Origin of the sequence: Uliginosibacterium sp. H1 (assembly GCF_036017065.1) — a bacterium.
Classification (GTDB): Bacteria; Pseudomonadota; Gammaproteobacteria; order Burkholderiales; family Rhodocyclaceae; genus Uliginosibacterium.
In genome coordinates, this window is the sequence record NZ_JAYXHR010000002.1 from 382,107 (window position 1) to 406,542 (window position 24,436).

Genomic DNA, 24,436 nt, shown 5'->3' on the forward strand with positions numbered 1-24,436 from the left:
CGGGGCACCGCCGCATTGTCCCCCCGGGCGGGCGCCCTGTCGAAGGAAACAGCGGGCCGGCGGCATCACCCGCAGCGCCGGCTTGCGATTTGCCTTGCCATTGTCACGGGCAGCGCGCAGCATGGGTCGTCCGTCGTTGTCCGGCCAGCCCTGCCAATTCTCCCTGGCCCTGGCGGATGTCTTCCCCGCAGTCCCTGCGCGCCTCGCACGGCCTCGCCTCCGGGCTTCCGACCCGGGGAAAAGGCTCTTCCCGTTCTCATCATCGCCCTCGCGGGCGACGGTCTCCCGGTCAGGCGCGGCTCCATCACCGACCAGGACCAGCTGACCATGAACCAGAGCTACAAGGGTTTCCTCATCCAGCCGCTCGTTTTCCCGCGCACCAGCTCCGAGCGACGCTGCCGTGAGAAACAGTACGACGTGGCCGTCCGCATCACCCGCGACGACGACAGCAATGACGTCGGCGACGTCTTCCAGGTGCCGCTGAGTGCCTCGTTCGAATACCTCGGCGATGCCCGCCGCGCCGGCGCCGCCTATGCCCTGCGCGTCATCGACGGCAAGGTGCCCGGCGCGCGCATCACGCCCGCCAGCGAGCGCCCGGTCGTCGTTCCGCCCCCGGCCGCCGTGGAAGAGGCCGCACCGCCACCCGCCAAACCCAAGCGGCGCAGCAAGGTGGCCGCCGCCGACAAGGTCGAAGCGCTCTGATCCGGGGCCGGCCCCGACCTCAGCGGAACACCTCCGCCGCGATCTCGTAGGAGCGCAGCCGCGCGGCGTGCTCATGGATCTGCGAGGTGATCATCAGCTCGTTGGCACCGGTGCGATCGACGAAGGCCTGCAGCGACTGGCGCACCGTGTCCGGTGCGCCGACCGCGGCGCAGGACAGCACCTGTTCCAGCATCGCGCGGTGGTGCGGCAGGCAGCGCTCCAGGTAACCCGCCACCGGCGGCTGCAACTTGGTGGGCGCGCCACTGCGCAGGTTCACGAAAGCCTGCTGCATCGAGGTGGCGAGGAACTCGCCTTCCTCGTCGGTATCCGCCGCGAACACGTTGAAACCCAGCATGACGTACGGCTTGCCCAGGTAGCGCGACGGCCGGAACTCGGCGCGGTAGATCGCGATGGCCTGCATCATCATCGCCGGTGCGAAATGCGAGGCGAAGGCGAACGGCAGGCCCAGCGCGGCGGCGAGCTGCGCACCGAACAGGCTGGAGCCGAGGATCCACACCGGCACCTCCAGCCCTTCTCCCGGCACTGCACGCACCGCCTGCCCCGGTTGTACGGGCAGGAAATAATCCATCAGCTCCACCACGTCCTGCGGAAACTCGTCGCCGGCCGAAGGCGGCCTGCGCATCGCGCGTGCGGCGGCCTGGTCGGACCCCGGCGCGCGTCCCAGCCCCAGGTCGATGCGGCCGGGGTACAGCGAGGCCAGCGTGCCGAACTGTTCCGCGATCACCAGCGGTGAGTGGTTGGGCAACATCACCCCGCCCGCACCGACACGGATCTTCTTTGTGCCCGCCGCAACGTGGGCGATGACCACCGCCGTGGCCGCGCTGGCGATGCCCGGCATGCTGTGGTGTTCCGCCAGCCAGTAGCGCCGGTAGCCGAGCCGCTCGGCGTGCTGCGCCAGTTCCAGCGTGTTGCGGAAGGACTGCGCGGCATCGCTGCCTTCGATGATCGGTGACAGGTCGAGGACGGAGAGGGAGGGGGCGTTACTCATGGGATCAGACGGGACTTCCGGAAAAAGCGAAGACAACAACGGCACGACATAGAACGGCACGCCGATGGCATGTGCCCGATGATGGGCGCCGCCGCCAGGGACGACAAGGCGGCGAAAACACTTGTCGAGGAATCTGGACAATCGCAGCGGAGCGAAGTGCCCGCCGACACAGCGATTCACTGTCCACGCTGTTCACATGCTGGCGGCCAGCGCCGGATTCAAGTGCGCCGGGCGGCGAAGCCGGCACCACGGTGCAACCGCAGGCCGTAACATCGGGTCTCACTCCCGTCGTTCCACCTCGTGCCGGAGCCGCCCCCTTGTTCCCCGCCTCTCCCACCTCCCCTGCCTCCTCCGTGCCCTCGGCCTCCGCGGCCGACCTGCACCCGACCGCCGCCCTGTTCCGCTCGCTGGCGCCAGCGGTCGACTTCTGCTCGCTGCGCATCGTCGATGAGCGGAGCGACCACCTCGGCGTGCGGCAGGACGTGCTGCAACCGCCTTCCACCAGCCAGAGCCGGGGCGCGATGGTGAGCGTCGTGCACCAGGGCGGCTACGGCTACGCCGCCACCAGCGACCTGAGTGCCGCCGGCCTGCGCGAGGCCATCGGCCGCGCGGTGGACTGGGCTGCGCGCAGCGCCGGCCATTCGGTGGTCGACTTCACCCGCATCACCCTGCCGCGACCGCAGGGCCGCTACGTCAGCCCCGGCGTGGAGGCACCGCTGCAACGCTCCCGACGCGACATCATCGACCTTCTGATGGCGGAGTCGAAGGCCTGCAGGACGGATGCACGCATCGTCGACTGGTCCGCCTCGCTGTGGACCACCGCGACCGACCAGCTCTACGTCACCGCCGACGGCGCCGAGGCCTTCCAGCGGTTCCGCCAGGTGATGCCCGGTCTGTCGGTGTCCGCCAACGCGGGTGCCGACACCCAGACGCGCAGCTTCGCCGGTGGCGGCTTGTGCCGGCAGGGCGACCTGTCGGTGTTGCTGGACAGCGGCTTCGTCGGCAGCGGCCCGCGCCTGGCAGCGGAGGCCATCGCATTGCTGGAGGCGCCCAACTGCCCCACCGGGCGCATGGACCTGTTGCTGATGCCTTCGCAGATGATGCTGCAGATCCACGAATCCATCGGCCACCCGCTGGAGCTGGACCGCATCCTCGGCGACGAGCGCAACTTCGCCGGCACCAGCTTCGTCACCCTCGACATGTTCGGTCACTACCAGTACGGCTCGCCGCTGCTCAACGTGAGCTTCGACCCGACCCGCGCGGAAGAACTCGCCAGCTACGGCTGGGACGACGAAGGCACGCTTGCCAGCAAGGTCTTCGTCATCCGCGACGGCGTGCTGCAACACCCGCTGGGCGGCAGCATCTCGCAGGCACGCGCCGCGATGGCCGGGCACACGGTAGGTGGTGCGGCCAGCGCACGCGCCAGCAGCTGGAACCGCCCGCCGCTGGACCGCATGTCCAACCTCAACGTGGAGCCGGGCGACAGCACGCTGGAGGAAATGATCGCCTCGGTGGAACGCGGCGTGCTGATGGACGGCAACATCTCCTGGTCCATCGACGATTCGCGCAACAAGTTCCAGTTCGGCTGCGAATACGGCCGCCTCATCGAAGGCGGAGAGCTGAAAGGCGTGGTGCGCAACCCGAATTACCGCGGCATATCCGCCAGCTTCTGGCGATCGCTGCGCGCGGTGGGCAATGCCGCCACGCTGGAGGTGATGGGCACGCCCTTCTGCGGCAAGGCCGAGCCTTCGCAGATCATCCGCGTCGGCCACGCCTCGCCGGCCTGCCTGTTCAGCGACGTCGAAGTCTTCGGCGCGGAGGCCTGAACATGAATATGAGCACGAGCAAGGCAACGAGCGACATGCAGCAGCAGTTCCACGCGCTGGCCGATTTCATCGCCACCCGCCTGCAAGGTAGCGAGCGCTTCACCTGCTGGTTCTCCGGCGAATCCACCGATTTCGTGCGCTTCAACCGCGGCCTGATCCGCCAGCCCGGCCATGTGCAGCAGGCCAACCTCAGCCTGAGCCTCATCGACGGCCAGCGCCAGGCGCGTGGCGAGTTCAGCCTCAGCGGCGTGGCGGACATCGATCGGGAACGGCTCACTCGCCTCGTCGAAGAACTGCGCGTGCAACTGCCGGACCTGCCCGACGACCCCTACCTGCTGATCGCCACCGAGGTGCAGGACAGCACGCGCGTCGTCGCCTCCGCGCTGCCGCCGGCCGGCGACATGGTGGAAGAGATCCTCGCCGCCGCACACGCCCACGATTTCGTCGGCATCCTCGCTAGCGGGCCGCTGTTCCGCGGCTTCGCCAACAGCTACGGCCAGCGCAACTGGCACGAGATCGCCAGCTTCAACCTCGATTTCAGCCTCTACCTCGCCGGCGACAAGGCGGTGAAGAGCAGCTACGCCGGCTTCGACTGGCAGGGCGACGCTTTCCGGGCACGCTACGCCGACGCGGCGGCGCAACTCGAACTGCTGCGCCGTCCCGCGCAACGCATCGCCCCCGGCCCCTGCCGCGCCTACCTGACGCCCACCGCACTCAGCGAAGTCATCGGCATGCTCGGCTGGGGCGGCGTGTCGGAGAAATCGCTGCGCACCAAGTACAGCTCGCTGCGCCGCATGCGCGACGAAGGCCTGCGTCTGCACCCGTCCATCCAGCTCGCCGAGCACACCGCCGCCGGCCTCGGCCCCGCCTTCCAGCCGCAGGGTTTCATCAAGGCCCCGCGCGTGGAGCTGATCCGCGACGGTGCGCTGGTGGGCTCGTTGATCTCGCCGCGCACCGCCCGCGAGTTCGACCTGCAGCCGAACGGCGACGAGGGCATGGACGCGGTGGAACTCGCCGCCGGCACGCTGCCGCAAGCCGATGTGCTGCAAGCGCTGGGCGACGGCGTCTACATCGGCAACCTCTGGTACCTCAACTACTCCGACCGCGCCAGCTGCCGCATGACCGGCATGACCCGCTTCGCCAGCTTCAAGGTGGAAGGCGGCGAGATCGTCGCTCCGCTGGAAGTGATGCGCTTCGACGAGTCGCTGTACCGCATGCTCGGCGACAAGCTGCTGGGCCTCACCCGAGAACGCGAGCTGCTGATCGACAGTCAGAGCTACGAGCAACGCGGCACCGGCAGCATGCTGCTGCCCGGCACGCTGGTGGAGGACTTCAGCTTCGTGCTGTAACGACGCGCGCGTAGCTTTCGGCCATCGGCACGTCGCTTGCTACATCCGCAGCGACACCACGTCCGGTGCATCAACGGAGGGCACATGAGCTACCGCCATGTCATCGACAGCCACGCCTGGGTCTTCGCGGACCTGCGCGAAGTCATGGCCAGGGCCAGCCCGTTGCGTTCCGGCGACTTGCTGGCCGGCGTCGCCGCCAGCTCGGCGGTCGAACGCATGGCGGCGCGCATGTGCCTGGCGGAGGTGCCGCTGCAGCGCTTCCTCGACGAGGCGCTGATTCCCTACGAGGCGGACGAGGTCACGCGGCTGATCCTCGACACGCACGACAAGGCGGCCTTCGCGCCCATCGCGCACCTCACCGTCGGCGGCTTCCGCGACTGGCTGTTGTCGGCGCAGGCGGACGAAGCGGCACTGGCTGGCATCCGCGCCGGCGTCACGCCGGAGATGGCGGCGGCGGTCAGCAAGCTGATGCGCAACCAGGACCTCGTGCTGGTGGCCCGCAAATGCCGCGTCGTCACCCGCTTCCGCAACACCGTCGGCCTGCCGGGCAGGCTGTCGGTGCGCCTGCAGCCCAACCACCCGACCGACGACCTGCGCGGCATTGCCGCCTCCATCGTCGATGGCCTGCTGTACGGCGCGGGGGACGCGGTGATCGGCGTGAACCCGGCCACCGACAGCATCGCCGGCCTGACGCGGCTGGTGCATGTGCTGGACGAGGTGATCGCGCGGCTCGACATCCCGACGCAATCCTGCGTGCTGACCCATGTGACCAACACCGTGCAGATGCTCGAGCAGGGCGCGCCGGTGGACCTCGTGTTCCAGTCGGTCGCCGGCACGCAGGCCGCCAACGCGGCTTTCGGCATCGACCTCGCGATGCTGCGCGAGGCACGCGACGCGGCGCTGTCGCTGAAGCGCGGCACCGTGGGTGACAACGTCATGTACTTCGAGACAGGACAGGGCAGCGCGCTGTCGGCCAACGCGCATCACGGCGTGGACCAGCAGACCTGCGAGGCGCGCGCCTACGCGGTGGCCCGCGCCTTCGACCCGCTGCTGACCAATACGGTGGTCGGCTTCATCGGCCCGGAGTACCTGTACGACGGCAAGCAGATCATCCGCGCCGGGCTGGAGGACCACTTCTGCGGCAAGCTGCTGGGCCTGCCACTGGGCTGCGACGTCTGCTACACCAACCACGCCGAGGCCGACCAGGACGACATGGACACCCTGCTCACGCTGCTGGGCGTGGCCGGCATCAGCTTCATCATGGGCGTGCCGGGGGCGGACGACATCATGCTCAACTACCAGAGCACCAGCTTCCACGACGGCCTCTACCTGCAGGCCGCGCTGGGCCTGCGCCGCGCGCCGGAGTTCGAGGACTGGCTGCGCCGCATGCAGATCGCCGATGATGACGGCCGCATCCGCCCGGTGACGCCGCAGCATCCGGCACTGGGTGCGCTGCGCCAGTTGAAGCTGGCCTGAGGAGACAGGGATGAGCCAACCCGCATCCATCGACGTCGCCGTGCACGCCGACCCCTGGGACGACCTGCGCCGCCACACCGCCGCCCGCCTCGCGCTCGGCCGCGCTGGCGACAGCCTGCCGACCGCCGAGGTGTTGCGCTTCGGTCTTGCCCATGCGCAGGCGCGCGATGCGGTTCACGTCGCGCTCGATACCGATGCGCTGCAGGCGGCATTCGTCGAGGACGGCAACGAGGTGCTGTGCGTGCGCAGCGCGGCTGGTGATCGCGCCACCTATCTTGCGCGCCCCGACCTCGGCCGGCGCCTGCATGCCGACAGTGCCGCGGTGCTTCGCCAGCGTGCGGCTGCCGACGATCACGCCCCCTGCGACCTGCTGCTGGTCATCGCCGACGGCCTGTCCTCGCTGGCCATCGCCCGCAATGCACCGGCGCTGGTGGCGGCGATCCGTTCCGCTGCGCCCACGGGCTGGCAGCTCGGCCCCCTGGTGATCGCCAGCCAGGCGCGCGTGGCCCTTGCCGACGAAGTCGGCGAGCTGCTGGGCGCGCGCATGGTGGCGATGCTGATCGGCGAACGCCCCGGCCTCAGCTCGCCCGACAGCCTGGGCATCTACCTCACCTGGGCACCGCGTGTCGGCCGCAGCGACGCCGAGCGCAACTGCATCTCCAACGTCCGCCCCGAAGGCCTCGGCTATGAGGCGGCGGCACGCAAGCTGTGGTGGCTGTGTGGCGCCGCGCGGCAACTGCAGCTCACCGGCGTGGGGCTGAAGGACCGCAGCGACGAGGATCGGCTTGGTGTGGATGATCCGTTCGCACCGATTTCGAAGCCGGAGGGTACATGACCAGGTATGCAGCTATCGACTTGCTTGCCACGCTCATGCACCCTATTCCTTCGACTTCAACCGAAGACGACACCGATGCGTCCGATTGGCTACATGTACAAGAGAGTGGTTTGTTGTCCGGATTGGATCAAGGCCACGGGAGTGAGCGACGTCTATTCGCTGAGCGGATGCGTTTCCCCCCAATTTGATGACTACGTGAACTACTGGCGGCACAACGGTTTCTGGCTATTCGATTCGCCCCGGATCATTGAACTTTTGGCGCAAGAGCACGATGTGTCCTTGGACGGAATGAAACTCTTCTACTACGAGGCACACGAGGAAGAGTTCGATGACGAGCGGAACAGGTGGGTACCTTTCGGTTCCGAGGAGGCCTTTGGTACCGCAATCGACGTACCTGCCGAGAAGACGCTTGAGGGGTTTGACGTAACGGGCTTCATGCAACACACGACTCCGGAATGCTCTCCGCTTTCCTGTAATTCCCTTGCTGAATCAATTCCGACCAACGCCCACTGTCTGCTCTCTACCTTCGACGAGGCGGTCAAGGCACTTGAGAGCGGGGCTTTTCGGAACGCCGAGCCCGGCCCGTACAGGATCATCGCGGTTTACTCGGTGAAGGCTGCTTAAGCTGAGCAGCGCCACCGACGAACTCTCGGCACTTGTTGGTCACTTGCTTGTCGGACTCATTCCTTTCCTATCGGAGCACTCATGCACACCATCACGCTGCCATCCGGCGAGGCCGTTCCCGCGCTGGGCATGGGCACCTGGTGCATGGGCGAATCACGCGCCGCCCGCGCCGAGGAAATCGCCACCCTGCGCGCCGGCCTGGACCAGGGCCTGCGCCTGATCGACACCGCCGAGATGTACGGCGACGGCAAATCCGAGGAGATGATCGCCGAGGCCATCGCCGGTCGCCGCGACGAGGCCTTCCTCGTCAGCAAGGTGTACCCGCACAACGCCGGCCGCAAGACCGCCATCGAGGCCTGCGAACGCAGCCTGCAACGCCTGGGCACCGACCGCATCGACCTGTACCTGCTGCACTGGCGCGGCAGCGTGCCGCTGGAGCAGACCCTCGAAGCCTTCGAGAGCCTGCAGGCCGCCGGCAAGATCCGTCACTGGGGTGTCAGCAACCTGGACATCGACGACATGCGCGAGCTGTACGGCATCACCGGCGGCGAGCGCGTCGCCACCAACCAGGTGCTCTACAACCTCGGCCGTCGCGGCATCGAATGGGACCTGCAGCCCTGGTGCCGCGAGCGCGACATCCCGCTGATGGCCTACTCGCCCATCGAGCGCGGCGAGTTGCTGGAGGATGGCACCCTGGTGGACTTCGCCAGGCGCCACGGCATCACCCCGGCCCATGCGGCGCTAGGCTGGGTGCTGGCGAAGAAGGATGTGATCGTCATTCCGAAGACCAGCCACCGAACACGCCTGCAGGAGAACCTGGCAGCGTTGAACACGCCGCTGACACCGTCGCAGGTTGCGGAGCTGGATGGCCTGTTTCCCGCGCCGACAGGGCCGGAGCCTCTGGCCATGCTTTGAGTTCGAGCTGTCGCGGCAACCCGCCCGTCAGCGCTTCGCGCCGTGGGCGCGCAGCAGTGCAACCGCATCGTCCTGCTCCGACTGCTGGGCGATGGCGAGCAGGGTCTGGCCTTCACGCGTCGTCAGGTTGGGGTCGGCGCCGGCCTTGAGCAGGAGTTTCATCGCGGGTACGTTGCGGAACTCCAGCGCCAGCTGCAATGGCCGCTTGTAGTCGCCGGCATTGGGGTCGGCCCCCGCGTCGAGCAGGAGCCGCGCGGCTTCCAGGCGCTCGTTCTTGATGAGCGACACGTACAGCGGCGAGTCGCAGGGCGTATGGCGCGGGCATTCCAGCGGGACGCGTCGCGAGACCAGGTAGCGCATCACCTCCAGGTGCACGTTCTCGGCGGCCAGGCGCAACAGCCCGATGGCGCCGTTCTGGCCGCCATCCAGCGGGGCCCTGGCCTGGTCGAGCAGCCTGACCATGCCGACATGCCCCGCCGCCACGGCGCAGGCCATCGGTGCGTGATCCCACCAGCGTGACTTCAGCGGCGCACCGGCAGTGATCAGCACGCGCGCCTCCTCGATCTGGTTGTTGCGCGCGGCGGCACACAGCGGTGTGCCGGTGCCACCGGACACCCCTTCGCCCTCGCTCATGGATGCGCCCGCCCGGATCAGCAGGCGCATCGCCTCGTGCTGGCCGGTGCGCGTCGCCAGGTACAGCGGTGTCGCCGGAAACTCCCGGGAGTGGAAGTCGTGATGCGGCGCCCGGATCGACGTGTTCTTCTTCGCGCCCATCTGCAACAGCAGCTTCATGACCTCGACCTGACCGAGCCCGGCAGCCAGGTGCAAGGGATAGGGCCACTTCTGCCCCTCCGCGTCGAAGCCCGCGAGGTCCAGCAGGCGGCGCACGTCCTGCACGTCACCGCGCTGGATGGCGTTGAACAGTTCCAGCGTCGGCTCCGGCTTCTCCGGGCAGGGCTGCGTCTTGCCGTCCCGGCCGATCTCCGTGCAGGCGCGATAGGCGCTGGCGTGCCCCCACTGCTTCGCGGTCAGCCCGCTGAAATCCAGCCGTGTCGAAGCGGAGGACGGCCTGGTCGCAGCAGGAACCGCAGCCGCGGCGGTACAGGTATCCGTCCCCGCGCGACCCCAGGCCTTCAGCCGTGCGGCGACGCGGTCCATCCGCGTCGCGATGCCGTAGGGCGGCTGGTCGGCGCGGATGATGCCGACCAGGTCGCCGAAGGCGTTGAACAGCCCACCCCCGGAGTGCCCGTTCTCGATCAGTGCCGACTCGAAGGTGATCTGCGCGTCGTCGATCTTCGTCACCACGTCGGCGCGCACCGGCACGCGCCAGGCCACGCCCGCCGGGTTGCCCAGCGGATACACCGCATGGCCGCGGCGCAGTGCCGTCGGCCGCTCCAGCTTCATGGCGGGCAGCGCGCAGGGGTCGATGCCCTGCGCAGCCAGACCTTCCACGCGCAGCAATGCGAGATCGTCGGCGACATCCATCTGCGGCAGCGGCATGGCCTTCAACGAGAGGTCCGGCTTCGACTTCAACCGCACCGCCAGCGCGGTACTGGCGTCGCGCCCCTGGCGCAGCACGTGATTGGCCGTCACCACCAGCAGGGCGTCACGCTCGCGTGCCACCACCACGCCCGCACCGAAGCTGCTGCGGTCGCCGAACTGCGCCTCGATGGCGACCACGCCAGCCGCAGCGGCTTCCAGTTCGCGGGTGATCGCGTCCTGCGCGACCGCAAGCGCCGGCAGCAGGCAGGCGCCCGACAGGACGGCCAGCCGACGCCAGCTCATGGTCCGCCCCGCCACCAGTTGCGCAGCGACAGCAGCAGGCCGAACAGGGACAGTACCGAGGCCCACAACAGGGATACCGCGTGGTTGGCCTTCAGCCATTCCAGCCAGCTCGGCATCCAGCTGCGGCCGTGCGATTCGGACCCGCTCTCCATGCCACGCACATCCCCACGGAAGCGCAGTTCGATGCGATCCCCGTCGACCGCGATCGAACGGAATTCGCCGGCCACTTCACGGAAGCGCAGCGGCTCGGCCACCCGCAACACCCGCTCGCGCCCGTCCAGCGCCATGTAGTACAGGCGCCCGGCGCCCAGCGTGGAAACGTGGCGCACCATCAGGTCGCCGTCGTGCGCGATCTGCTCGACGCGCGCCAGTCGCAGTTCATCCACCGGCACCCAGCGCGCGAAGCGCAGGCGCTGCCCGGCCGCCGGTCCAAGCCCGAGATCGGCACGGTCGGCCAGCTTCAGCAGCAGCGTGCGCGTCGTGCCCGGCCACACGCTGCCACGCGCCGTACCGATGCGCACGCAACCGTCGATGACGACGCGCAGCCACATGTCCCCGGGCGACTCCAGTTGCATCGACAGGCGTCCGGCCGACGGCTCGCCCAGGCCGACCAGGGTGGAGGGCGGCAACACCAGCGGCTCCAGGCTGAGACGACCGCTGCATGCCGCGTCGAGGGCGTCCGCGTGCAGCGCCAGGGTGTCGCCCTGCAGGGCAGGCGGCAGCGTGTCGCCCGACAGCTCCGCACGACCGATGCCCGCCACGCCCAGGAAAGCGAGGCTCGCCGGTTCGGTCAGCGCCTGGCCCGTGGCAAGGCGGAAACGCAGCCCCTCCACCGTGGCTTCCAGCTCGATCTCGGTTTTGGAGACGCGCACGAACAGCAGCACGCTGACGACCGCAAGCGCCGCCAGCAGCAACAGAGCCATCGACCAGCGACGGGGGTTTGCGAGTCGATCCATCACGGCCCCTGCAGGTAAAGCCAGGCCTCGGCACTGGAGCTGGCGCCGCTGCGCAGGCGAGCGACGAGCTCCACGCGGAGCACACCGCCGGCGGCCACTTCCGCCGCAGCCAGGGGCACCGTGACCGGACGCTGCGCCGGGTAATAGCCCAGGCCGAGCGGCTCGCTGCGGCGAAGCGTACGACCGGGCCGGCCCGTGGCATCCACCTCGGTCAGCGAGACGAACAGCTCGTCCAGCTCGCCTCCGGGCACGACGACGAGACGAGGCGTGGCCGTCACGGCCGGCGCCCCCTCATGCGCCGCACGCAGCGGCAGGTGGACGTCCCGCTGCACGTCGCCCAGCTTCATCGGAGTCGTCGCCAGCAAACCGAACTCGGCGGCGGGCGGGTCCAGCGAGGCCAGCAACGATGTCGGCCACGCATAAGCCCCGGCGCGCGCCGGTCGCTCGGCATCCATGCGGTAATACACGCGCCGCGTCAGGCTCTGCGCCCGCAGCCGCACGTTGTCGGCAGCGGCCGGCGCACGCCAGGAGAGATTCAGGGGCGCCTTGGCCGCGCGGTCGACGGTGACCGTGGATTCGACGAAGGACACCACCGCCAGCGTGCTGCTGGAAACCTCGCGGATGTAGCGCCCCTCGCAGCGGTCACCGCGCTTGCGGTAACCCAGCGGATCGCCGGCCGACGACGGCAGCAAGGGGTCGCAACGGGGCGGAACATTCGCGGGCTGCGCGTCGACCGCCAGCGGCGACGCCAGCAGCGCGGCACACAGCAGGCTGGCTACGAATGAAGCGGCGGATCGATGAGCATGCAACAAAGGGACTCCTCCTGCGCTCTTCCCGGGCGCAGCAGAAGGATAGTCCACGCACCCGCCGCAGGGGCTCAGCCAGTCGGGCACACAGGGTCCGCCTGCGTGCCGTGAAGGAGGAAGCCCCTCAGGCCGCCGCCGTCGGCAGGCCGAACAGCCGGTCGAAGCACCAGTTGTACACCAGCCCGTACACCACGAAGAACACCACCAGCCCGATCTCCAGCACCAGGGCTTCGACGAGGCCGATGCCCAGCCACCAGGACACCAGCGGCAGCAGCAGCACGACGAGGCCGATCTCGAAGCCCAGCGAATGGGTGATGCGGCGGGCCAGGCTGCGGCCGCGCTTGGTCTGGCGGGCTTCCCAGCTCTCGAACAGGGCGTTGTAGGCCATGTTCCACAGCATGGCGACCACCGAGGTCATGACGGCCAGCGCGGTGGAGCGTCCGGCGCCGGTCCCGGTGGTGAGCATGAAGGCGGTGGTCACGCTGAGGATGGCGAAGAACTCGAAGAAGACGGCGTGGACGATCTTGCGCTTGATGCCTTGCATGGTCGGTAGGGCGGCGGACGGAACGGAAGGTGGTGCACTCTAGGCCAGGCGGACGGCAGCAAGAAGTTACCTGCTGTCAGCATTGCTGATAGGTAACACTGAACTGGCATAAGCTCCATCTTCCCGCCCAGATGAGGATCATCCGTGAGTCGCCCCTCCCCCGTGCTGACCGCGCTGCAGCCGACCGCCGCGCTGACCGCGCAGGACTGGGACGACGTCTGGGCGCTGACCTGCCGCTTCTACGAGACGGAGCGCGCCTACGTGGAGCTGAACCTGCGGCGGCACGCGGAGGTTGCGCTGTTCTGGCGCGGCGGCGCGCTGGTGGGCATGGCGGCGGTGGACGTCTACAGCCTGCGCTTCGAGGAGCGGCCGCGGCGGGTGATCTTCACCTCGCAGGCACTGCTGGACGAGTCGGTCCGCGGCCACAACCTGCTGCAGTGGCTGGGGCTGAGGGTGTTCCTGCGCGAGCGGCTGCGCCATCCGCTGCAACGCATCGACTGGTTCTTCGATACCTTCAGCTACAAGAGCTACTACCTGCTGCCGCGCAACTTCGCCGAGTACTGGCCGCGGCACGACCGCGCGACACCGGCGGACATTGCGACCCTGATGGACCACCTGGCGCTGCGGCGTTACGGGCGGGACTGGCAGGCCGACAGCGGCGTGGTGCGCGGCAGTGGGCACAAGCGCTTGCGCAGCGAGGTGGCCCCGCTGAGCGAGGCTGCCCTGCGCGACCCGCACATCCACTTCTTCGCCAGCCGTAACCCGGGCCACGCCCAGGGGGACCTGCTGGTGTGCCTGTGCCCCCTGCACCTGGCCAACTGGCTGAGCCTGGCGCGGCACGCCCTGCGCCGCGCCTGGCGATTCACGCCCGCTACTTCACGGTGACGTTGGTGGTGGTGCAGCTGGCCACCGGATAGCTGCCGTAGCACACCTGCTTCACGTTGCTGAGCACGCTGTTGCTCAAGGCCGCGGTGGACGCGCTGCTGTCGGCGCGGAACACGTAGCCCGAATCGGCGATGTCGCAGCGGTCGCAGTACAACTGGGTGCGGAAGGTGGTGCCACCGTTCTGGCGGAACACCGCATTCGGCACATTGCGTGCGACGAGGTTCGACACGCGCAAGGTGCCCGGCTGGTTGATCTGGAAGGCACGATCCACCGACTGCGCCACCGTGACGTTGCTGACGGTGACCGTGCCCGAGGCCGCCATACGCACCGCACCGGTATCCGACAGCCTGTTGATGCGCACGTTGTCGAGCGTCGCATTGCCGTAGATGTTGATCCCATCTTGCGGGCCGTCGATGATGACGTTCTTCAGCGTCGCGCCCGCATTGACGCGGAAGATTGGCTGTATGTCCTCGCAGAAGGGACAGCCGCTGGTAGCCAGGTAGGTCTTGCAGCCACCGTCGAAGGTGCTGCCCTCGGCGACGACGATCGGGCCGTTGTCGATTTTCACGCTCACGGTGCCGGTCGACACGCAGCTCGACCCGGTGATGCCGCCGCCGGACGAGGATGTGCTGGAAGACGAGCCCGACGATGAACTCGAGGATGAGCCGCTCGACGAGCTGCTGGAGCTCGACGAGGAACTGCTGGAACTGCTGCTGGAGCTGCTGGAAGAGGAGCTGCTGCCCGGCGGCAGGTCCGGCAGCGGCACCGAGCACTCGTTGGTGCCGCCCGGAAAGCGGTAGCCGTAGAAAGTGGCGGCATTGCAGATGAAGGTGCCGCCCAGTTGCTTGTAGACGAACTGGCCTGCGCGTCCGAAGGCCACGTTCGTCGTGGGCGAACCGGGCAACGTGCAGGTCTTGTTCTCGGTGCACAGGGTCTTGTAGCCGGCGGGGCGGTTGGCGGCGTGGGCGGGCAAACAGGCGAACACCGTCGCCAGCATGGCCGCAGCGATGCTGAAGTACTTCATGGTGTCTTGTCTCCGTTGGGTGCTGCGTTCTGGTGATTCCCTGCGATTCAGTCGCAGGGCGGCGCGTTTCTGACAGCTTTGCCGGCTGTGTGCAGCATCAGCACGGCGCGCGCGCCATTCGTTGTAGCACTGCGCGCGGCGAGGTCAACGGAGATGACAGAAGATACGAGAGCGACGCGGAGCCGGACGCTGCGGGTCCGGCTCCGCACTGTCTCAGCGGTTCTCCAGACGGTTGAAGTCGAGGATGCCGGAGAACACCGGCTCGGTCCGCCGGTAGTCGTCATGCAGCGCGTCGCTGAAGTCCCAGAAGCGCGGGTTGGTCCGGCGCACCGCGAAGCGCTCGGAGAAGCGCGCGTAGTCCGCCTCGGACGACAGCGCCGCCAGTGCCGTGGTGAAGGCCGGCAGCTGCTCCTCGCGCACGCGGTAGAACGCATTGGGGTAGGCCCCAACGATGCCGGGCGCGACGGTCAGCGTGTGCTCCGCCGGCAGTATCTGTTGCGCCTCCAGCATCAGGTGCGACACGTTGAGGTGGCCGGTGTTGCGCAGCAGGCTGACGTAGCGCAGCGGCCGGCCGGCCTGTTCGATGGTCAGGACGCTGTTCTCCGGCAGCCAGCTCAGGGCGGGGCCGTGTACGGCGGCCAGCTTTTCCAGCGTGCCCTGCAGCTTGCCGTCGCCCATCGCCGGTAATCCATACCGGGTATTCACCGCCGGACCCACGTGCTGGCGCAACAGGCCCAGCAACTCCGGCATCGGCTGTTTGGTCTGGTAGCGGATGCCGCTGTCGACCGGCACCTTGGCAATGTCGCCATATACCTGCTCGCGCACCGCCGGCTCGCTGCCGCGATACCAGTGGTCGCGCAGGCGGATGCGTTCGGCCTGCGGCAGCAGCAGCAGGAAGTTGAACTCGCCCTCCATGCGCAGGAAGTCCATGTACAGCCGCGAGTTGATCTGGTGGCCGAGGTTGCCATACACGTCGTAGTTGGCGACCAGCAGGTAGTGGATGCGCTCCAGCAACGGGTACTCGATGAGCCAGGCCGTCTTGGGCGTGTCGCCCACCATGCCCTTCACCACGGTGGCGCTGTCGTTGTGGCGGAAGATGCTCAGCACCGCGTTGTCGTTGCGCTGGCTCGTACCGTCCAGCGCGCCGCCGTCCCACACGTCGCCCAGGCCCGGCAGCCTGCCGTCGGTGAAGTAGCCGGTGAGCGCCTGCGACTTGGCCAGCAGGTAGTTGCGCTGCCGCCCGGCGTACTCGGCCCACGGAATGAGGGCGGCGCTGGTGCTGCGCCCCGTGGGCAGGCTCAGGTGGTCCTGCTCGCGCGCCAGGAAGTCGGTCAGCGTGTCGGTGGGGATGGCGCCGGGTTGCGCGAACACCACCCAGAACTGGTCCTCGATGACGTTGAGCGCCATCTGGCCGCGGCACACCGGCCCCTTGATGAAACCGGAGATGGTGAAGTGCGCCTCCTGCAGCATGAAGCGGTAGCGCGCACCGGCCGGCAGTTCCGCAAAGGTGGCGAAGGGGTTCGCCGCGGTGCTGGCGGAGTAGCCCGGCAGCTTCGTCACGGAGTAGGGCGCATCGAGGAAGAGCTGGCGCCAGAAGGCCATGCGCGCCGCATCGAGGCGGTAGGGCATGTGGGTCTTGACGACGATGCTCTCGCGCTCGGCGACAAGGCGGTAATACGGTCGGTCGACGCCGGGGTCATCCACCGGGCGTGCCGCGCGCACCTCGCGCACCGGCTGCCCCGGCGGCGTGGTGGAGCGCACCAGGCGGAAGAAGCGGCGGCCACTGGCGGCCTCCTGGTCGTCGAAGTACAGCGCGGCGAGGAACAGGTGTTCGTAGGCGTAGCGCGCGAACAGCCGCTCCTTCAGCGAGTCGCCATTGAAGAAGGCCTCCCATTCGGCGACCTTCCGCACCAGGCCGGGTGTCAGCGGCGCCACGCCCTCGTAGGGCGCGCCCATCTCCAGCCACCGGGTGAGTTGCTGGTGCTCCTGCTCCGCCAGACCGGGCAGGCCGTAGGGCATGCCACCGAGCGGGAAGGCACGTTCGTAGGCTTCGATCTCGCCCTCGGCGGGGCAGATCTGCGCGCGGTCGATACGGAAGTCCAGCCCGCCGCCCACGGTGCCGTTGTCCGGCAGCGGGTGCTGCTGCTTGAGCGTCAGCAGGCGATACATGAGGCTGGCCTCGCGCTGGGTCGGCACGTCCTGCGCATGTTCGTTCAGCACCGGCGAGAAACCCAGCTTGCGCCACTCCGAAGCTTTCTCGGCATCGACGTACAGGCGCGCCGGCGTGGCCGCCAGCAGGCGGATGGGGTCATACACCAGGGTCTTGCTGGCGCCGCGGGCCAGCCCCTCCCAGCTCGTCGTCTTCAGCTGGCAGGCGGCGTCGTAGCAGGCGTGGCACACCACGCAGCGCTTGTCGAGGATGGGCTGGATGTCATGCGCATACGACATGCCCACCGGCGGCGTACGCGGATGGTCGAAGCGCGTCGGATCGGCCGGGCCGAACAGGGTGTTGAAGTTGGGGACGAGGTAGTAACCCAGGCTGGCACAACCTGCCAGCAACAGGACGGCGAGCACGGCAGGCAGGCTGCGGAGGCGGGCACGGAGATGACGCATGATTCACCAGGGCGGCAGGGCAATGCCGCCATCTTAGTGCGAGTGCGGTGCTTCGTCCGTTGCGCGCGTGTGACAGGTTGTCCGGCTGGCGACGCCACGACCCTGCTGGCACGAGCCGCGTCCGCCATACAAACGGCTAGCCGGTAAAATCGCGGTCGTTGCCGCCGCCTGCCACCCCGCCATGACGCCCCCTGCCGCCCCGACCTCCACCGCCACGCCCGCCTCTGCGTTCGCCGACTGGCCCGCCCTGCGCACCGCATTGGAGCGCACCGACGGCCGCTACCCCGCCGCCGCGGTCGACGCGCTGCGCGCCGACCGCGCGCGCTACCTGCCCGACATGCTGGTCGAACTGGAACGCCTGGCCGCCGACCCCTCGCCCCTGCTGGCCGATGCGGACGTCATCCTGCACTTCCACCTGATCGCCCTGCTGGCGGAGTTCCGCGAAGCGGCGGCGCTGGCACCGGTCATCGCCCTGGCCCGGCGTGGTGACGAGGACATCGAGGCCATCTTCGGCGACTTCGTCGGCGAGTTGCTGGGCCGCGCGCTGGCCAGCCTGGCCGCCGGCCGCACCGACGAGCTGTCCGCGCTGGCCGGCGATGCCGGCGTGGACCCCTGGGTGCGTTCCGCCGCCGTGGAGGCCATCGCCGTGCTGGCGCTGGAGGGCAACCTGCCGCACGACGAGGCCGTGCGCCGCATCCTCGCCGTCGGTGAAGCGGCAGCGGCGCAGGCATCCGGCGACGGGCCGGACACCCTGGTCACCCTCATCGCCGGCACGCTGGGCGACATGGCGGCCGCCGACGCGCTGCCCACCGTGCGCGACTGGTTCGCGCGCGGCCTGGTGGATCCGCAGGCGCGGGGCGAGCTCGCCGCCATCGAACCCGAATTCGCGGTGCCGCTGGAGGAACGCCGCCGCCAGTTGCAGGCGCTGAAGCGCGGCTACGTCACCAGTGCGTCCGAGGCACTGGCCGAATGGCCGATGTTCAAGCTGCCGGCCGCCGTGGGCGACGTGCTGCACATCGACAACGGCACGCCCTATGCCCGCACCGACGCCAGGGTGGGGCGCAATGACCCCTGCCCCTGTGGCAGCGGCAAGAAGTACAAGAAATGCTGCGGTGCCTGAACCCGGGCAGCTGCCCGCCTGCGGGCCGCGCATGGCGGTCATCCGGCTGGCACAAACTTGCGCCAACCCGGTCATGACCGGCGGGCTCAGCCACTAAAATACCCGCTCGGGCGAACCTTCCCGCCCCGGCCCGCTCCACTCATAGTCCTGTCCGCCCCGCGCGGGTCGGGCGTCCGCTCCATCGGGATACAACAGGAATAACCCAATGCACCTTGGCCCGCTGCTCGCCACCCTCGTCGGTGGCCTCGTCCTCGCCTTCATCTTCGGCGCGCTGGCCCACAAGGCAAAACTGTCACCCCTGGTGGGCTACCTGCTTGCAGGCGTGATCATCGGCCCCTACACACCGGGCTTCGTCGCCGACACCTCACTGGGCATGGAGCTGTCCGAGATCGGCGTCATCCTGCTGATGTTCGGCGTCGGCCTGCACTTCTCCTTCAAGGACCTGCTGGCGGTGCGCAACATCGCCCTGCCCGGCGCCGTGGTGCAGATCGGTGCCGCCACCGCGATGGGCATGGGCCTCGCCCACTTCCTCGGCTGGAGCCTCGCCGGCGGCTTCGTGTTCGGCCTGTCGCTGTCGGTCGCCAGCACGGTGGTGCTGCTGCGCGCCCTGCAGGAACGCCGCCTGGTGGACACCGAGCGCGGCCGCATCGCGGTGGGCTGGCTGATCGTCGAGGACGTGGCGATGGTGCTGGCCCTGGTGCTCATCCCGGCGATTGCCGGCAGCGGTGAGGAAGGCGGCTTCAGCGTGCCAGTGGTGCTCGGCATCACCGTGCTGAAGGTGATCGCCTTCGGCGTGTTCATGATGGTCGTCGGCCGCCGCGTCATCCCCAGCCTGCTGCACTGGGTGGCGCACACCGGCTCGCGCGAGCTGTTCAGCCTGTCGGTGCTGGCTGTCGCGCTGGGCGTGGCCTTCTGCGCCGCCACCCTGTTCGGCGTGTCCTTCGCGCTGGGCGCCTTCTTCGCCGGCATGATCCTGGCGGAATCCACGCTGAGCCACCGCGCGGCGGAAGAATCACTGCCGCTGCGCGACGCCTTCGCGGTGCTGTTCTTCGTCTCCGTCGGCATGCTGTTCGACTGGCGCATCGTGATGCAGGCACCGGTGGCCGTGGCCGCCACGCTGGGCATCATCATCGTCGGCAAGTCGATCGCCGCCTACCTCGTGGTGCGCATGCTGGGCCACAAGCGCACCACGGCGCTGACCATCTCGGCCAGCCTCGCGCAGATCGGCGAGTTCTCCTTCATCCTCGCCGGCCTGGGCGTCACGCTGGACCTGTTCGGCAACGAAGGGCGCGACCTCATCCTCGCCGGCGCCATCTTCTCCATCCTCGCCAATCCGTTCATCTTCAGCCTGTGCGAGCGCATCGCCGGCCGCGAGAAGTTCAACGCCGTGGAGGAGAAGGACAGCGACCCGCGCACCAAGCCGATCGAAGTCGCCGACACCAGCCTGTCCGGTCACCCCGTCATCGTCGGCTACGGCCGCGTCGGCCGCATGATCGGCGAGCGCTTCAAGGCCATGGGCCAGCCCTTCGTGGTCATCGAGGACCGCGACCGCCCCGCCGACGCCGCCCGCGCCGACGGCGGCTTCGTGGTCTTCGCCAACGCCGCCAACCCGCGCGCGCTGCAGGCCGCCAACGTCGTCGATGCCAAATGGCTGTTCGTCGCCATCCCGCAAAGCTTCGAAGCCGGCCAGGTCGTCATGCAGGCCCGCGAAGCCAGCCCCGCCCTGCAGATCATCGCCCGCTCGCATTCGGACGACGAGACGACGCACCTGATGAAGTGCGGCGCCACCGAGACGATCATGGGCGAGCGGGAGATTGCGAAGGGGATGCTGGCGTTGAGCGTGGGGACGGCGTGAGCCCTCTTATGCCGTCGCTCATTGGTTCCAAACCTGGCCAGCCGTCGAAGAAGCGAGAAGGCGATCTATAGCTTCCACCAAATTCGCCACGGTGGATTCTGTGCTTTCAATTTCACTAAGAAGCCGGTCTAAATTATCCGTGACGGCTCGTTTTGACTTATTGAGATCTTTACTCACTCTTGGCAGCCCGGCCGCCGCCTGCCTCATCCCAAGCAATCCTGATTTGGCGGTCACCGCACCCTCTATTGTTCTCAAGAGAGTTTTCCGAAGAGAATGCAATTGCAGTTTGTCCGATTTAAAGTCTTCCATCAGCACGACCGCGCTACTTAATGCTGCGAATGCCTCCTGGCGCGCAGAAGAAAGAAGTGGAATACTCGCCTCTAAAATACTTGCGTACCTAAACATATCCTCGGAGGCACGCTTAACAAGCCGTTTAGCGTGGCCCGGGTCTGATGCATCTCGCGCGTTAATTTCTATAGTCCGCTGAGAAAGCTGCTCGCCTATTCGCACAGTTGCGTCGCTGATAACCTCCATCGCCGCAGTCATATCCTGCGTCCGCATAGTGTAGATTTCTAGACAGTCGAACAGTCCATCTTCTTCATCAGCAATTAATGCTTCAGGCAGGAGCTCTGCGGATTCGAGAGAGATGCTTCTCTCAGGCACCTTTACAAACTGCTGAGCAATTGCAGCAAGATGAGCGCGTAGCGACGCTTCGAAACCCGCAAGGTCCTCAAAAGAGGAATATAGGCCTCCTTTTTCTGGCAGAGAACTTTTGAATTCTTGGAGTGCCAACAACTGGCCCGCCTCAATCCTGGAAGGAGAGAGAGGCGCCTCTTTAAAATAGAGCATTATTTCTGGAACAGACCCTGTTTCCCTGAAACGTTGATAGGCCCGCTCAAACTCCTCCACTGTTCCAGACGCAGCACGACTAGTCCGCGTCCCTAGCCTCGACCAGAATATCCCAATGAATACATCGTAGTCATCAGGAATCTGCGAATTAATTACGGCCTGCGCATCATCAGAAAACCCAGGGCGAACGCTGGTTTCCCACTTTAGGACCTCGAATGAGACTCCAATGCTATTCGCCCAAGTTCTATTCAGCTCTGCAACTACGGAATCTAATACTCCTCGCTCTTCCTCTACATCAGATGGAGAGGCTACGAATACTTGGAGTATTAGATTTTTTCTAGGCATGGTTGCGGTCGGCACTTATTTGAATAGATGGAACAGCACTTCGAGCTTGCGAGCCTCAAAGAAGAGTGTGCAAATTATTCTATCTAATAGTCTCAATAACTTGGGGAAGAATTGACCTTCAGCACACCACTAGCACTAGCGACGAACCCAATTGACTCTCAACAATCAAGAGAACATTCGTCTTGTTACCACCCCAACGGATCCAGCCTGTAATACCCGCTCAAAACCCGGTACAACTCCGGCGCCTGCCCGAACAGACGCGCCGGTCGCTCGAAGAACGCCTCCGTCGCCACCGCGAAGAACTCCGCCGGGTCGGTTGCGCCGTAGGGGTCGATCAGCGGTTCTTCACCATCGAAGCCCATCGCCAGCGTCTGCTCCCGCAGGCGTGCGAATTCGCGGCTGAGCACCGCTGACCACTGCGCGTAATTGCCTCGCCGGCCCAGCAGCGGGGCACCGTTGGCGTGGCCTTTTTCCTGGTCGAGCTGGTGGGCGAATTCGTGCAGGGCGACGTTGTGGCCGTCGTCGATGACGGCGGCGCCTTCCTGGGTGTCGTGCCAGGACAGGATGACCTGGCCATGGCTCCAGGATTCGCCGGACATGACTTCCTCGCCTTCGTGCACCAGGCCGTTGGCTTCGGTGCGTTTGCGTTGCACGCGGAAGCTGCCGGGGTAGACGAGGACCTGGCGCAGTTGCGGGTAGAAGGGCGCGGGGCGGTTGAGGGTGAGCAGGCAGGCGTGGGCAGCGATGGTGACGCGGACGTCGTCGTCGATGTCCTGGCCGGCGCAGCCGATGAAGTCCTTCTCGGCGATGAACACCTGGATGTGTTGCTTGAGGCGCAGCTGCAGTTCGACCGGGAGCTGACGGAACCAGGGCACGCGGTTGCGCAGGATGTGGCGCCAGGCTTCCGGAAACGGCCGGCGGCCGATGCGACGACGGCGGTGCGCGGTGCGCAGCGGTTCGCTGGCGAGCCACAGCACCCACAGCAGGGCGAGACAGGACACCACGACGATCGGCACGGCCGGCTCCTGCTCGTGAAGGGAACGGCTTGTAGCTGGGAGCGGCGCAGGCGGATTTCAAGCCCGCGACCCGGCCCGCCACGACGGACGCGACATCGCCGCCGCCGTCGATCGCGCCGATGGGCCTGCACGCGATTCATGCGCTGGATCAAATGACCAAGGGTTAACCCTCAAGCGCTGGCGAGGCGGACCGTAAGCCCACGTTCACCCGCAGCGGCGCGGGCTGGTGGTCTCTGGTTCATCTTCACGGAAGGTTCTCCCATGTTGTCCAGACTGAGCATCGCCCAGCGCGTCGGCGCGGGCTTTTCCATCCTCATTGCGCTGATGGTGGCGGTGGGCGCCGTCGGCATCTTCGGCATGCATCGCCAGTACACGGAAGTGCGTGGCCTGCTGGAGCGCGACCTCGCCCTCTACCGCACGATCCGCCAGGGACAGTTGCAGCTGGGGCAGATGCACCGCGACGAGAAGGACGTGTTCCTGTCGCTGGGCAGCGAGCAGGAGGTGATGGCCTGGCAGGAAAAATGGCAGGCCTCCTACGACGCGGTGACGGCGACGCTGGTGAGCCTGCGCGAGCTGGTGTCGGCGCAGGACCGTACGGCACTCGAAGCCGCGGAGAAGGCGCTGGGCCAGTACAAGGACGGCCTCGGCGACATGGTGGCGAGCATGATGGGCGCGGAGTATCCGTCCTCGCTGGAAGTGAACCGCGCCTTTGCGCCGCACGCGCAGGCGGCCGGCCAGATGCATGCCGCGCTGGAGGGCGTGGCCCGCCAGGCGGAAGAGCGGGTGCAGGGCATCGAGGGGCAACTGGCGGGCATCCGCAACCGGCTGACCGCGGTGTGTGCCGGCCTGCTGGCACTGGCGGCGCTGCTGGGTGGCGCGGGTGGCTGGGTCGTGAGCAGGCAGGTACGGGTGCCGCTGGCACGCATGCAGTCGGCGATCCAGGAGATCGAGCGCAGCGGACGCATCGGCGTGCGCATGACGGTCGGGTCGCAGGACGAGATCGGCGCGACCTCGCAGGCCATCAACCGCCTGCTGGAGGGAATGTGCACGGTGATCGGCGGGGCCAACCGCGATTCGGAACAACTGGTGGTGGCCGCCCGCACCCTGCACGTGGCGGCCGAGAAGGTCACCGAGGCATCCGGCCAGCAGGCCGGTGCGGCACACGCGACAGCCGCCGCCATCGACGAGCTGACCACCAGCATCGCGCACGTGGCGGAGCGTGCCCACAGCGTGGAGGAGGTGGCGGGCCATGCCGCCGGCACCGCCAGCCGCAACGTGGAAGCCGCGCAGCAGACGGCGGCGCAGATCACCGAAGTGGCCGAGGCCATCCAGCGCTCGGCCGAGCTGGTGGTGTCGCTGAACCAGCGCTCCGACGAGATCGGCGGCATCGTCCAGGTGATCAAGGAGATTGCCGACCAGACCAGCCTGCTGGCGCTCAACGCCGCCATCGAGGCGGCCCGCGCCGGTGAGGAAGGCCGCGGCTTCGCGGTGGTGGCGGACGAGGTGCGCAAGCTGGCGGAGCGCACCACCGCCGCCACGGTGGACATCCAGAGCCGCATCGAAGGCGTGCAACGCGACACCGGCGTGGCCGCCGACGACATGCACGCGGCCAGCGCCGCCATGGCGGCCGGCGTGAGCAGTACCGCCCGCGTGGTGGACGGCCTGCGCGAGATCGAGCAACTGTCGCGCGAAAGTGCGCGCCACACCGCCGACATCGCCCTGGCGATCAAGGAGCAGAGCGCGGCCAGCCAGGACATCACCCGCCACGTCGAACGCATCGCGGCGGCGAGCGCGGCCAACAACGAGGCCGCCGGGCAGACCCACCGGCTGTCCGAACAGCTCGGCGGGATCGCCCGCCAGCTGGACGACACCATCCACCGCTTCACGGTGTGAGCACGGACA

At 67.6% G+C, this 24,436-nt stretch carries 20 protein-coding genes; 11 read left to right on the top strand and 9 right to left on the bottom strand.

The genetic code is table 11. The features are described 5' to 3' along the window. The first annotated feature begins 327 nt into the window (after nucleotides 1-327). Nucleotides 328-702: a hypothetical protein gene (locus VVD47_RS11335; RefSeq protein ID WP_327603571.1), complete on the top strand. Its 375-nt coding sequence runs from the start codon at nucleotides 328-330 to the stop codon at nucleotides 700-702. Between the two features lie 19 nt (nucleotides 703-721). Here VVD47_RS11335 and VVD47_RS11340 read toward each other — a convergent pair whose 3' ends face one another. Continuing rightward, nucleotides 722-1,711: an LLM class flavin-dependent oxidoreductase gene (locus tag VVD47_RS11340; RefSeq protein WP_327603572.1), complete on the bottom strand. Its 990-nt coding sequence runs from the start codon at nucleotides 1,709-1,711 to the stop codon at nucleotides 722-724. A 317-nt stretch (nucleotides 1,712-2,028) separates the two neighbouring features. Between VVD47_RS11340 and VVD47_RS11345 the strand changes: the two genes are divergently transcribed. The 6 genes from VVD47_RS11345 (at nucleotide 2,029) to VVD47_RS11370 (ending at nucleotide 8,736) form a co-directional block, all read left to right on the top strand. Continuing rightward, on the top strand, nucleotides 2,029-3,537 hold the full coding sequence (locus VVD47_RS11345) for a TldD/PmbA family protein (protein ID WP_327603573.1): 1,509 nt from the start codon (nucleotides 2,029-2,031) through the stop codon (nucleotides 3,535-3,537). A gap of 2 nt (nucleotides 3,538-3,539) precedes the next feature. Beyond that, nucleotides 3,540-4,886 carry a TldD/PmbA family protein gene (locus VVD47_RS11350; RefSeq protein WP_327603574.1) on the top strand — a complete coding sequence of 449 codons (1,347 nt, stop codon included), beginning with the start codon at nucleotides 3,540-3,542 and terminating at the stop codon, nucleotides 4,884-4,886. Between the two features lie 84 nt (nucleotides 4,887-4,970). Continuing rightward, nucleotides 4,971-6,362, top strand: coding sequence for an ethanolamine ammonia-lyase subunit EutB (locus tag VVD47_RS11355; protein ID WP_327603575.1), 1,392 nt, complete (start codon nucleotides 4,971-4,973; stop codon nucleotides 6,360-6,362). A gap of 10 nt (nucleotides 6,363-6,372) precedes the next feature. After that, entirely contained in the window at nucleotides 6,373-7,197 is an 825-nt protein-coding gene (gene eutC, locus VVD47_RS11360) for an ethanolamine ammonia-lyase subunit EutC (protein ID WP_327603576.1), read from the top strand. 141 nt (nucleotides 7,198-7,338) lie between these two features. Then, entirely contained in the window at nucleotides 7,339-7,821 is a 483-nt protein-coding gene (locus tag VVD47_RS11365) for a hypothetical protein (RefSeq protein WP_327603577.1), read from the top strand. A gap of 81 nt (nucleotides 7,822-7,902) precedes the next feature. Then, entirely contained in the window at nucleotides 7,903-8,736 is an 834-nt protein-coding gene (locus VVD47_RS11370) for an aldo/keto reductase (RefSeq protein ID WP_327603578.1), read from the top strand. A 27-nt stretch (nucleotides 8,737-8,763) separates the two neighbouring features. Here VVD47_RS11370 and VVD47_RS11375 read toward each other — a convergent pair whose 3' ends face one another. The 4 genes from VVD47_RS11375 to VVD47_RS11390 all read right to left on the bottom strand — a co-directional run bounded on the left by VVD47_RS11375 (nucleotide 8,764) and on the right by VVD47_RS11390 (nucleotide 12,827). Beyond that, the gene (locus VVD47_RS11375; RefSeq protein WP_327603579.1) at nucleotides 8,764-10,521 is read right to left on the bottom strand and encodes an ankyrin repeat domain-containing protein; all 1,758 of its coding nucleotides are present in this window, start codon (nucleotides 10,519-10,521) and stop codon (nucleotides 8,764-8,766) included. Then, complete coding sequence (locus VVD47_RS11380) at nucleotides 10,518-11,477, bottom strand: hypothetical protein (protein ID WP_327603580.1); 960 nt, start codon at nucleotides 11,475-11,477, stop codon at nucleotides 10,518-10,520. Before VVD47_RS11380 ends, VVD47_RS11375 begins: the two co-directional genes overlap by 4 nt. Next, on the bottom strand, nucleotides 11,477-12,286 hold the full coding sequence (locus VVD47_RS11385) for a hypothetical protein (RefSeq protein ID WP_327603581.1): 810 nt from the start codon (nucleotides 12,284-12,286) through the stop codon (nucleotides 11,477-11,479). Before VVD47_RS11385 ends, VVD47_RS11380 begins: the two co-directional genes overlap by 1 nt. A 121-nt stretch (nucleotides 12,287-12,407) precedes the next feature. After that, nucleotides 12,408-12,827, bottom strand: coding sequence for a PACE efflux transporter (locus VVD47_RS11390; RefSeq protein ID WP_327603582.1), 420 nt, complete (start codon nucleotides 12,825-12,827; stop codon nucleotides 12,408-12,410). A gap of 144 nt (nucleotides 12,828-12,971) precedes the next feature. Here VVD47_RS11390 and VVD47_RS11395 point away from each other — a divergent pair, with 144 nt between their 5' ends. After that, the gene (locus tag VVD47_RS11395) at nucleotides 12,972-13,712 is read left to right on the top strand and encodes a hypothetical protein (RefSeq protein ID WP_327603583.1); all 741 of its coding nucleotides are present in this window, start codon (nucleotides 12,972-12,974) and stop codon (nucleotides 13,710-13,712) included. Here VVD47_RS11395 and VVD47_RS11400 read toward each other — a convergent pair. Together VVD47_RS11400 and VVD47_RS11405 are read right to left on the bottom strand one after the other, a co-directional pair. Beyond that, complete coding sequence (locus VVD47_RS11400; protein ID WP_327603584.1) at nucleotides 13,699-14,736, bottom strand: pectate lyase; 1,038 nt, start codon at nucleotides 14,734-14,736, stop codon at nucleotides 13,699-13,701. The genes VVD47_RS11395 and VVD47_RS11400 overlap by 14 nt on opposite strands. A 213-nt stretch (nucleotides 14,737-14,949) precedes the next feature. Continuing rightward, nucleotides 14,950-17,349 carry a fatty acid cis/trans isomerase gene (locus VVD47_RS11405; RefSeq protein ID WP_327603585.1) on the bottom strand — a complete coding sequence of 800 codons (2,400 nt, stop codon included), beginning with the start codon at nucleotides 17,347-17,349 and terminating at the stop codon, nucleotides 14,950-14,952. A 181-nt stretch (nucleotides 17,350-17,530) separates the two neighbouring features. Between VVD47_RS11405 and VVD47_RS11410 the strand changes: the two genes are divergently transcribed. Beyond that, nucleotides 17,531-18,469 (top strand): DUF1186 domain-containing protein, encoded by a 939-nt coding sequence (locus VVD47_RS11410; RefSeq protein WP_327603586.1) that lies wholly within the window; start codon nucleotides 17,531-17,533, stop codon nucleotides 18,467-18,469. Nucleotides 18,470-18,674: 205 nt separating this feature from the next. Continuing rightward, the gene (gene ybaL, locus VVD47_RS11415) at nucleotides 18,675-20,324 is read left to right on the top strand and encodes a YbaL family putative K(+) efflux transporter (RefSeq protein ID WP_327603587.1); all 1,650 of its coding nucleotides are present in this window, start codon (nucleotides 18,675-18,677) and stop codon (nucleotides 20,322-20,324) included. An 18-nt stretch (nucleotides 20,325-20,342) separates the two neighbouring features. On the opposite strand, the gene VVD47_RS11420 is transcribed toward ybaL, so the two are convergent. Continuing rightward, nucleotides 20,343-21,518: a hypothetical protein gene (locus VVD47_RS11420; RefSeq protein WP_327603588.1), complete on the bottom strand. Its 1,176-nt coding sequence runs from the start codon at nucleotides 21,516-21,518 to the stop codon at nucleotides 20,343-20,345. A 185-nt stretch (nucleotides 21,519-21,703) separates the two neighbouring features. Further along, on the bottom strand, nucleotides 21,704-22,534 hold the full coding sequence (locus VVD47_RS11425; RefSeq protein ID WP_327603589.1) for a zinc-dependent peptidase: 831 nt from the start codon (nucleotides 22,532-22,534) through the stop codon (nucleotides 21,704-21,706). 261 nt (nucleotides 22,535-22,795) lie between these two features. Between VVD47_RS11425 and VVD47_RS11430 the strand changes: the two genes are divergently transcribed. Continuing rightward, nucleotides 22,796-24,427: a methyl-accepting chemotaxis protein gene (locus VVD47_RS11430; protein WP_327603590.1), complete on the top strand. Its 1,632-nt coding sequence runs from the start codon at nucleotides 22,796-22,798 to the stop codon at nucleotides 24,425-24,427. The last annotated feature ends 9 nt before the right edge of the window (nucleotides 24,428-24,436 follow it).

What these genes read in the sequence shown, in the direction of transcription:
- VVD47_RS11335 (WP_327603571.1), top strand. Translation starts at nt 328, where the DNA reads ATGAACCAGAGCTACAAGGGTTTCCTCATCCAGCCGCTCGTTTTCCCG.
- VVD47_RS11340 (WP_327603572.1), bottom strand. Translation starts at nt 1,711, where the DNA reads ATGAGTAACGCCCCCTCCCTCTCCGTCCTCGACCTGTCACCGATCATC.
- VVD47_RS11350 (WP_327603574.1), top strand. Translation starts at nt 3,540, where the DNA reads ATGAATATGAGCACGAGCAAGGCAACGAGCGACATGCAGCAGCAGTTC.
- VVD47_RS11355 (WP_327603575.1), top strand. Translation starts at nt 4,971, where the DNA reads ATGAGCTACCGCCATGTCATCGACAGCCACGCCTGGGTCTTCGCGGAC.
- eutC (WP_327603576.1), top strand. Translation starts at nt 6,373, where the DNA reads ATGAGCCAACCCGCATCCATCGACGTCGCCGTGCACGCCGACCCCTGG.
- VVD47_RS11370 (WP_327603578.1), top strand. Translation starts at nt 7,903, where the DNA reads ATGCACACCATCACGCTGCCATCCGGCGAGGCCGTTCCCGCGCTGGGC.
- VVD47_RS11375 (WP_327603579.1), bottom strand. Translation starts at nt 10,521, where the DNA reads ATGAGCTGGCGTCGGCTGGCCGTCCTGTCGGGCGCCTGCCTGCTGCCG.
- VVD47_RS11380 (WP_327603580.1), bottom strand. Translation starts at nt 11,477, where the DNA reads ATGGATCGACTCGCAAACCCCCGTCGCTGGTCGATGGCTCTGTTGCTG.
- VVD47_RS11390 (WP_327603582.1), bottom strand. Translation starts at nt 12,827, where the DNA reads ATGCAAGGCATCAAGCGCAAGATCGTCCACGCCGTCTTCTTCGAGTTC.
- VVD47_RS11400 (WP_327603584.1), bottom strand. Translation starts at nt 14,736, where the DNA reads ATGAAGTACTTCAGCATCGCTGCGGCCATGCTGGCGACGGTGTTCGCC.
- VVD47_RS11405 (WP_327603585.1), bottom strand. Translation starts at nt 17,349, where the DNA reads ATGCGTCATCTCCGTGCCCGCCTCCGCAGCCTGCCTGCCGTGCTCGCC.
- VVD47_RS11410 (WP_327603586.1), top strand. Translation starts at nt 17,531, where the DNA reads ATGACGCCCCCTGCCGCCCCGACCTCCACCGCCACGCCCGCCTCTGCG.
- ybaL (WP_327603587.1), top strand. Translation starts at nt 18,675, where the DNA reads ATGCACCTTGGCCCGCTGCTCGCCACCCTCGTCGGTGGCCTCGTCCTC.
- VVD47_RS11420 (WP_327603588.1), bottom strand. Translation starts at nt 21,518, where the DNA reads ATGCCTAGAAAAAATCTAATACTCCAAGTATTCGTAGCCTCTCCATCT.
- VVD47_RS11430 (WP_327603590.1), top strand. Translation starts at nt 22,796, where the DNA reads ATGTTGTCCAGACTGAGCATCGCCCAGCGCGTCGGCGCGGGCTTTTCC.